At 65.7% G+C, this 8,243-nt stretch carries 6 protein-coding genes and 1 pseudogene; 6 read left to right on the forward strand and 1 reads right to left on the reverse strand.

Annotated features, from left to right (window positions below):
* Positions 1 to 2: 2 nt before the first annotated feature.
* The 5 genes from I6F12_RS35670 to I6F12_RS35690 all read left to right on the forward strand — a co-directional run bounded on the left by I6F12_RS35670 (position 3) and on the right by I6F12_RS35690 (position 7,132).
* Positions 3 to 1,886 carry a flagellar protein gene (locus I6F12_RS35670; RefSeq protein WP_225144332.1) on the forward strand — a complete coding sequence of 628 codons (1,884 nt, stop codon included), beginning with the start codon at positions 3 to 5 and terminating at the stop codon, positions 1,884 to 1,886.
* Positions 1,887 to 1,959: 73 nt separating this feature from the next.
* On the forward strand, positions 1,960 to 2,745 hold the full coding sequence (locus I6F12_RS35675; RefSeq protein WP_225144331.1) for a hypothetical protein: 786 nt from the start codon (positions 1,960 to 1,962) through the stop codon (positions 2,743 to 2,745).
* 10 nt (positions 2,746 to 2,755) lie between these two features.
* Positions 2,756 to 4,384, forward strand: a complete 1,629-nt coding sequence (locus tag I6F12_RS35680) for a hypothetical protein (RefSeq protein ID WP_225158420.1) — start codon at positions 2,756 to 2,758, stop codon at positions 4,382 to 4,384.
* A gap of 1 nt (position 4,385) precedes the next feature.
* The gene (locus I6F12_RS35685) at positions 4,386 to 5,639 is read left to right on the forward strand and encodes a hypothetical protein (RefSeq protein WP_225144329.1); all 1,254 of its coding nucleotides are present in this window, start codon (positions 4,386 to 4,388) and stop codon (positions 5,637 to 5,639) included.
* Positions 5,636 to 7,132 (forward strand): aspartate aminotransferase family protein, encoded by a 1,497-nt coding sequence (locus I6F12_RS35690; protein WP_225158421.1) that lies wholly within the window; start codon positions 5,636 to 5,638, stop codon positions 7,130 to 7,132. Before I6F12_RS35685 ends, I6F12_RS35690 begins: the two co-directional genes overlap by 4 nt.
* Positions 7,133 to 7,205: 73 nt before the next feature.
* On the opposite strand, the gene flbT is transcribed toward I6F12_RS35690, so the two are convergent.
* A complete protein-coding gene (gene flbT / locus I6F12_RS35695; RefSeq protein WP_036015664.1) occupies positions 7,206 to 7,646 on the reverse strand; it encodes a flagellar biosynthesis repressor FlbT in 441 nt (146 codons plus the stop codon).
* Positions 7,647 to 7,966: 320 nt separating this feature from the next.
* Here flbT and I6F12_RS35700 point away from each other — a divergent pair.
* Positions 7,967 to 8,243, forward strand: a pseudogene (locus I6F12_RS35700) (flagellin); the annotation flags it as partial.

Consider the following 8,243-nt stretch of genomic DNA (forward strand, 5'->3'; position numbering starts at 1 on the left):
AGATGGCGATCAGCAGCATCAACTATTCTTCGTCGATCCTCGGCGCGCAGATCCGCAACATCAATCAGCAGCTCACCGACTTGTCGACGCAGCTTGCGACCGGCAAGCTGTCGCAGAACTATTCCGGCATGGGGACGAACGAGGGCTTTGCGATCGCCGGCCGCGCGCAGCTCTCCAACATCGCCGGCTATACCGACACGATCACCAACGTCAATGTCAGCATCAACCTCGCCAACACCGCGCTGCAATCGCTGACCAAGATCCGCAGCACGGTGCAGACCGGCTCGGCCTCTACCGCGCAGGACCTCAACGTCAACGGCCAGACGATTGCCCAGAACACCGCCGCCGCCCAGTTCGGCTCGATGGTCGGTGTCCTCAACACGCAGACCGGCAGCCGCTATCTGTTCTCCGGAACGGCCGTCAATACCCAGTCGGTCGCCGATGCCGGCGACATCATCAACGGCACCACGACGCAGGCCGGCTTCAAGACCGTCATGGCCGAGCGCCAGGCCGCGGACTTAGGGGCCAGCGGCATGGGCCGCCTGGTGCAGACGCAGCCGACGGCGAGCTCCGTGCAGGTGTCGGAGGACGTCGCCGGATCGCCGTTCGGCCTCAAGATCAAGGCGGTATCCTCGACGCTGACCGGGGCGACCGTCACCGGCCCGAGCGGCTCGCCGGTGTCATTCTCGGTCGATCTCAACGGCGTCAATCCGAACAACGGCGACAAGCTCAGCATTCAGTTCACCCTGCCGGACGGCACGACCGAGCAGATCGACCTGACGGCGTCCTCGGCGACGCCGACGCCGCTCGGCAGCTTCGCGATCGATGCGAGCACGCCCGTCAACCCGAACAATACCGCTGCGAATCTCAACACGGCGCTGAACACCGCGATTCAGAAGCTCGCCAACACCTCGCTGGTGGCGGCATCGGCGATCGTTGCGGGCGACAACTTCTTCAACACCGCGAGCTCCGCGATCGGCACCCCCGTCAACAACCAGGCGGCGCCGGCGGCCCCGGTCACCGGCGCGACGGCGCTGTCGGGCGCGAGCCCCTCGGACTCGATCTCGCCGGGCTTCGTCGCGGGCGATACCATCACCGTCAAAGGGACCACGCTGACCTTCGTGGCCTCGGGCGCGACCGGCAACCAGCTCAATGTCACCGACAGCATCCAGACCCTGCTGAGCAAAGTCGACGCGATCACCGGGAGCTCGAAGCCTTCGACGGTCCATGGCGGCTCGATCACGATCAACACCGACGATGCGGCGAGCCTCAACATCACGACGTCGAACACCGGCGCGCTGAGCGCGCTCGGGTTCAGCTCGACGCCGGTGACCGCCACGCAGCCGCCGCTGCGCGTCGGCTCCTCGCCTGCGAGCTCGGCGACCACGCTGGTGAACGGCTCGGCCACCTCCGTGAAGTGGTACCTTGGCAATGACGGGCCGGGCTCGCCGCGCTCGACGGCCATGGCGCGGGTCGACGATGCCGTGACGGTGCAGTACGGCGCCCAGGCGAACGAGGATGCGATCCGCCGCCAATTGCAGGCGATCGCGGTGTTCGGCACCTTCTCGACCTCGCCGACCGGGCAATATTCGGGCGGGCAGGTCTCGGCGCTGAGCCTGCGGGTGACCCAGGCGCTGACCCAGCAGCCCGGACAGCAGCGCATCGAGGACATCCAGACCGACATCGCGATGGCCCAGAACACGATGAAGGACGCGAGCACGCGCCAGACCCAGGCCAAGGCGCAGCTCCAGACCATCATTGACCAGGCGGAATCGGCTTCGCCCGACCAGGTCGCGAGCGAGATCCTGGCGCTGCAGAACGCCTTGCAGGCGTCCTACCAGGTGACGTCGAACCTGGCGCAGCTCTCGCTCGTCAAGTTCCTGTAAGGAAGCGTTAAGACGCCGTTAACCATGCCTGTTTACCTCTTGGTGAGGATTGCAAGCGGGGGCGGAGCGGTCGATGTCGGACAAGTTGCAGCTGGTGGTGGCGACGCCTTGCTTCGGCGGGCAGGTGTCGAGCATCTATGCGAGCTCGATCTTCGCGTTGCAGCGGGCCGTGCACGGCATGTCCAATCTCGAGCTCAAGGTTCTCTTGCGCGACGGCGACGCGCTGATCACACGTGCGCGGGCCAACCTGGCCGCGATGTTCCTGGACGATCCGAAGGCGACGCATTTCCTGTTCATCGATGCCGATATCGGCTTCAAGCCGGAGCAGGTGTTCCGCCTGATCGAATGCGGCGCGGACGTCGTCGCCGGCTGCTATCCGATCAAGCGGGTCAACTGGGACAAGGCAGCGCGGGCGATCCAGTCGGGGCGGGCTGACGTGCCGGCCGCCTCGCTCGACTACGTGCTCGAGATCGAGGACCCCGACCGCATCGTGGTGGTCAACGGATTCACCCGCGTGCGCTATGCAGGCACCGGCTTCCTGATGATCCGGCGTCACGTGCTGGAGGCGATGTGCCGCCACCCCGACTACGCGAACCTCCAGTTCTTCCGCGAACATTCCCATGATGCGCTGGCGGCGAGCCGGAACCGGTTCGCGCTGTTCGAATGCATGATCGATCCGGCGACCGGCACCTATCTGTCCGAGGACTTCGCCTTCTGCAAGCGCTGGACCGATATCGGCGGCGAGATCTGGGCCGACATTCAGAGCCCGCTCGACCACGTCGGGCCGTCGGTGTTCCACGGCGACATCGCCTCGCAATTCGCAGCCGTGCCTGCAGCGGCGGCCGATGCCGCGGCGTGAGCCTTTCGGGATGAGCGGCGGCCCATCCCCTCGGCCCGAGATGCAACGCGCCGCCGACGGCGGCTCGCGTTATCGCCTGCGCGACCTCTTCACGCCGCTCGACACGCTGCTCGTTTCCGGCGGAGATCCGCGCCTGGCGCTCGATCCCACCGGCCGCGCCAACGCCTATGGCTGCCCGGCTTCGCCGGAGCCGGAGGTGTGGAATTTCGCCTCCTCGACCGCCTCGACGATCTCGCAGGCGGCCTATGACCGCGCCGCGCTGGCGCGTGAAGAGCTGATGCACAAGTGCCTGCTCGACGAGGTCGAGCTCGCTTTCGATGCACGCTGCGAAGATATGCGCGACGAGCTGCGCGGTCATCTCCAGCTCTCGCCGCGCGTCGACGTGGTGTTCTCGCCGTCCGGCACGGACTCCCAGCTCCATGCCCTGTTCCTGGCGCGCACGATGCTCGGCGCGCGGCCGGTGACGATCGTGGTCGGCGCCGACCAGACCGGCAGCGGCACGGCCCATACCGCGCGTGGACATCATTTCAGCACCCTGACCGCGAGCGGCTTTGCGGTTCGCAAGGACGGCGCGGTCGCGGGGCTGGCCGGCGCCAGCATCTCGCTGCCGTTGCGCGCGCCGGGGACCGGGATCGCGATGCGCACGGATGCCGATGAAGCGGTGCTGCATGCGGTCGAGGCCACGATCGCGCAAGGCGCGCCCGTGCTGCTCCAGATCATGGATTCCTCGAAGCTCGGATGGCGTGCGCCGAGCGCGGCCTGCCTCGACGAGATCGCGCGGCGCTGGCCGCGCAAGGTCCAGATCGTCGTCGACGCCTGCCAGGCCCGGCTCGGCCGCCGCCGGCTGCGCTCCTATCTCGACCGCGGCTATATGGTGCTGATCACCGGCTCCAAATTCTTCGGCGGACCTGCCTTCAGCGGCGCACTGCTGGTGCCGAATGGCCTGTCGCGGTTGCTCGATCGCGTCGAGGGGATCGCATCTGGAATCCGTGACTACGCCGGCCGCTGCGATTGGCCGATGGCCTGGACGGCGCTGCGTTCGCGCTTCGAGCGCCGTCCGAATTTCGGTCAATGGCTGCGCTGGGAGGCGGCGCTGGCCGAGATCGGCAGTTACTACGGCGTGCCCGGGGCCTTCCGCGCCAAGATGCTCGCCGAGCTCGCTGCCGGCATCGACAGCATGATCGCATTGTCGCCGTCGTTGCACGCTGTTTCGGCCGCGACCCACGTGGCCGGCATCGACGACGAGGAATTCGCGCAACCGACCATCTTTCCGTTCACGCTGCTGCGCGACGGCAAGCCGGTTTGTGTTGCCGAGACCGCTTCTGTTCATCGCGCGTTGGCGCGTGACGTCAGCCAAGAGATCAACGGCAGCACGGAGGACCGTCAGGTCGCCGCGCAGCGCTGCCTGATCGGCCAGCCGGTGCGGCTGGAGCGGCAGGGCGAGACGCCGCAGGCCGTGCTGCGCTTCTGCGTCGGCGCGCGGCTCGTGACTGAGGCCTGGTCGCCGGACAGGGCGGAGGCGCAGCGCAACGTGCAGCACCTTCTCGACCAGATCGCCCACGTCCTGGTGAAGATCGAGCTGCTGCTCGCCGGTGGCGCAGCGGCGGCCGTGCCGGTAAAGTCCGCGTTCGAGGTGTGAGATGCAGCATCCGGTTTCCGCGCCGATCGGCCTGACCGCGGCGAACTATGCCGACCGCATCGGCTTTGCGCAGCTGACGCGCCGGGCCTTCGAAGGCGTCGATCTGCATCCGTTGCGCGATCATCTCGTCGCGCGCATCGCGGCGGGGACCGCGCTGGCGGGTGAGGGGCTGGACCTGTCGTTGATCACCCAGCTGCTGGGTGACAAGGATCGGGGGCTTGCGATCCAGTCCGAGGTGCTGGCCTTCCATCAATTGTTCCGAACGCCCGGCGCAGGCCCGAAGCCGGGCTTGCGCCTGCTCGCGCTTGCAGCCGACATCGACATGGGCGGCAACACGCCGATCGATTTCCTGCTCGAAGGCTCCGATGTCGAGCTGTTGACGCTCTATGTGATCAGGGGCGTCGGGTTGCCCGAGACCTTGCCGGAGCACGACGTGGCCATCGTGGTCGCGTCCGATTCCGAGGAATGCCGTGAGGCGCTCGCGCTGATCGATGAGGCCGCGCCGCACTGGCCGCGGCCGCTGCTCAATCGCCCCGATCGCATCGGCAATCTCGATCGTGACAAGCTGTATCGGCTGCTGACGGATGTGCCCGGCCTCGACATTCCCGCGACCATCCACGCAACGCGCGCGCAATTGTCGGACCTCGCGCAGGCGCGGATCGCATGCGAGGACATCGCAGGCGAATTGCACTTTCCGATGATCGCACGGCCGCGCGGCTCGCATGCCGGCGTCGGGCTCGCGAAGCTCGACGATGCGGCGGCTCTGGCGGCCTATCTCGCCGAACGGAAAGAGCAGGACTTCTTCGTCGCACGCTTCGTCGATTATGTGAGCCCCGACGGGCTCTACCGCAAATATCGCCTCGCCATGGTCGACGGCAAGCCGTACGCGTGCCACATGGCGATCGCCGACCGTTGGGACATCTGGTATCTCAACGCCTACATGGCCTTCAGCGAGGAGAAGCGGGCCGAAGAAGCCGTCTTCATGCGCGACTTCGATCATGCTTTCGGCGAGCGCCACAGAAACGCGATCGAAGAGATGAGCCGGCGCGTCGGCCTCGATTATTTCATCGTCGATTGCGCCGAGAACGCGAACGGCGAGCTTCTTGTGTTCGAGGCCGACAACACCGCCGTCGTGCACAACATGGATTCGCCGGTCGTGTTTCCGTACAAGCCGCCGCAGATGCGCAAGATCTTTTCCGCGTTCACGGCGATGCTGTTGCGGCATGCGAAGACGGGCGCGGAGAGCGCAGCATGAACGAGATCATCCGCAATACGCAAAGCTCCGTCGCGAATACCCCGCTAGATCCGCAGGACTGGAGCGAGTTTCGCGCGCTGGCCCACCGCATGCTGGACGAGACGATCGACGGCATTGCCAACGTTCGGGCGCGCCCCGTCTGGCGGCCGATTCCCGATGACGTGCGCGCGGCCTTCAGGGCGGACGTGCCGCGCGAGGCGAGCGACCTCGCGGAGGTCTATCGCGAATTCTCCGAGCATGTTGCGCCCTATGCGACCGGCAACGTCCATCCCGGCTTCATGGGCTGGGTGCATGGCGGCGGCACCGCCGTCGGCATGCTCGCAGAGATGCTCGCCGCCGGCCTCAACGCCAATCTCGGCGGACGCGACCACATGCCGATCGAGGTGGAGCGCCAGATCGTCGACTGGATAAGCCGCCTGTTCCTCTTTCCCGAGAGCGCAAGCGGCATCTTCGTCACGGGCACGTCGATGGCCAATCTGATGGCCGTGCTGGTGGCACGCACCACCGCGCTCGGCACGCTGGCGCGGCAGCACGGCATCGGCAATGACGGTGCGCTGCTCACGGCCTATACGTCGCAGGCAGCGCATGGCTGCATCTCGAGGGCGATGGACATTGCCGGGCTCGGCACCGATGCACTGCGCAAGATCGCAGTCGATGCCGATCATCGCATCGACGTTGCCGCATTGCGCGCACAGATCGCCGTCGATCGCGAGGTCGGCTTCAAGCCTTTCCTAGTGGTCGCATCCGCCGGTACGGTCGATATCGGGGCGATCGACGACCTCAGGGCGATCGCTGCGTTGTGCCGCGAGGAAGGAATCTGGTTTCACGTCGACGGCGCTTTCGGTGCGCTCGCAATCCTGTCGCCGGAGCTTGCGCCGCTGCTCGGCGGCATCGAGCTTGCGGATTCAATCGCACTCGACTTCCACAAATGGGGGCAGGTGCCGTATGACGCTGGCTTCCTGCTGGTGCGCGACGGCGAGCAGCATCGGCAGGCCTTCGCGCAGCCGGCGGCCTATCTGAGCCGCGAGGCGAGGGGGCTTGCGGCGGGCGCGGTCTGGCCCTGCGATCTCGGCCCTGATCTGTCGCGCGGCTTTCGTGCGCTGAAGACGTGGTTCACGCTGAAGACGTTCGGCACCGACCGGCTGGGCCGGGCAATCGCACGAAGCTGCGCGCTCGCCAAATATCTGGAGGCGCGTGTGCTGGCCGAACCACGGCTGGAATTGCTGGCACCGGTCAATCTCAACATCGTCTGCTTCCGCTATCGCAGCGGCGATGCGGTCAATCGCGAGATCGTCGCCGACGTCCAGGAGTCCGGCATCGCTGCGCCATCGAGCACGACACTGGACGGAAAGTTCGCGATCCGCGCCGCGATCGTCAATCACCGCACCGAGGAGGCGGACATCGATGCGCTGATCGCAGCCGTGCTGCAGTTCGGTGGACAGCGGAGCGGCGGAGTGATCGAGGTCGACGCGCCACCGCTCGTAGCGCAATAACTTGACGAACGTCTGAAACGACAACGGCCCCGTAGGCGATCCGGGGCCGTTGTCGTTGGCGCGAACGCCTGTATCAGGCGGCGGTGCTGACGTCGTCCTTGTCGGCTGCCGCCTTGGGATGAGTGGCCTCGAACTGGTTGCGCAGCTTCTCTTCATAGGCGATCAGCTTGCGGGCTTCCTTCAGCGCCCGATAGAGGTCGCCGTTCAGGATGTTGTTGTTGATGCCTTCGATGATCGGCCAGGAGCTCGGCACCGCGGTGACGATGTCCCGCACCAGGTTGAAATAGGTGCCGTGCTGGGTCTGCGGATCCGGGGAGATGTACATGAGCTGGACCGCCAGATAGACGAGCTTGGCGGGTGTGTCGGCGGTCTCCGGCGTGAGGATGTCGCGCTCGCGCAGGATCGGCACGTTCTCGCCATCGATCAGGAGGCGGGCCCGCTGGTCCGTGTTGGTGATCACGGAATTGCCGACGATGATGCGTTCGTGCGGTTTGAGCTCGACCTTGAGGGCCATTCCTGTTCTCCATCAACGCTTTCGTAACCGAGCGTTCGTTGCGGCCTATCAGGACGTGATTCTCGCTCGCAACTAGTTAACGAGCTGTAAATTTGAGCCATCCCCGCCAAAAAGCTCAATGCTTTCAAGGACAGGATTGGCGCGGTGGTGCTGCTAGGCGCGTCGCTTCCGAGGCCGAATCACGTGTGACCGGGCAAAAGCGCGGGTTTCATTTCATGTTTCGTTAGAGGTCTCGGCGGCACGGTCCGCCGTCGCTGGGTCCATCGCGATCCAAGCAGACGTGTAACAGTAGCGTCGTTTACCAGAAAGGTAACAGAGTCATGTCCGGTATCGTTCTTTCCGCATCGGTTCGTCAGAACCTGCTCTCTCTCCAGTCCACCGCTGACCTCCTCGCCACCACGCAGAACCGTCTGTCGACCGGCAAGAGCGTCAACTCGGCCCTGGACAATCCCACCAACTTCTTCACCGCACAGTCGCTCGACAACCGCGCCAGCGACATCAACAACCTGCTCGATGGCATCGCCAACGGCGTGCAGGTGCTGCAGGCCGCCAACACCGGCCTGACCTCGCTGCAGAAGCTGATCGACTCTGCCAAGT

Source organism: Bradyrhizobium sp. IC4059, from assembly GCF_020193615.1.
In the GTDB taxonomy this organism is placed as follows: Bacteria; Pseudomonadota; Alphaproteobacteria; order Rhizobiales; family Xanthobacteraceae; genus Bradyrhizobium; species Bradyrhizobium yuanmingense.

What these genes read in the sequence shown, in the direction of transcription:
- I6F12_RS35670 (WP_225144332.1), top strand. Translation starts at nt 3, where the DNA reads ATGGCGATCAGCAGCATCAACTATTCTTCGTCGATCCTCGGCGCGCAG.
- I6F12_RS35675 (WP_225144331.1), top strand. Translation starts at nt 1,960, where the DNA reads ATGTCGGACAAGTTGCAGCTGGTGGTGGCGACGCCTTGCTTCGGCGGG.
- I6F12_RS35680 (WP_225158420.1), top strand. Translation starts at nt 2,756, where the DNA reads ATGAGCGGCGGCCCATCCCCTCGGCCCGAGATGCAACGCGCCGCCGAC.
- I6F12_RS35685 (WP_225144329.1), top strand. Translation starts at nt 4,386, where the DNA reads ATGCAGCATCCGGTTTCCGCGCCGATCGGCCTGACCGCGGCGAACTAT.
- I6F12_RS35690 (WP_225158421.1), top strand. Translation starts at nt 5,636, where the DNA reads ATGAACGAGATCATCCGCAATACGCAAAGCTCCGTCGCGAATACCCCG.
- flbT (WP_036015664.1), bottom strand. Translation starts at nt 7,646, where the DNA reads ATGGCCCTCAAGGTCGAGCTCAAACCGCACGAACGCATCATCGTCGGC.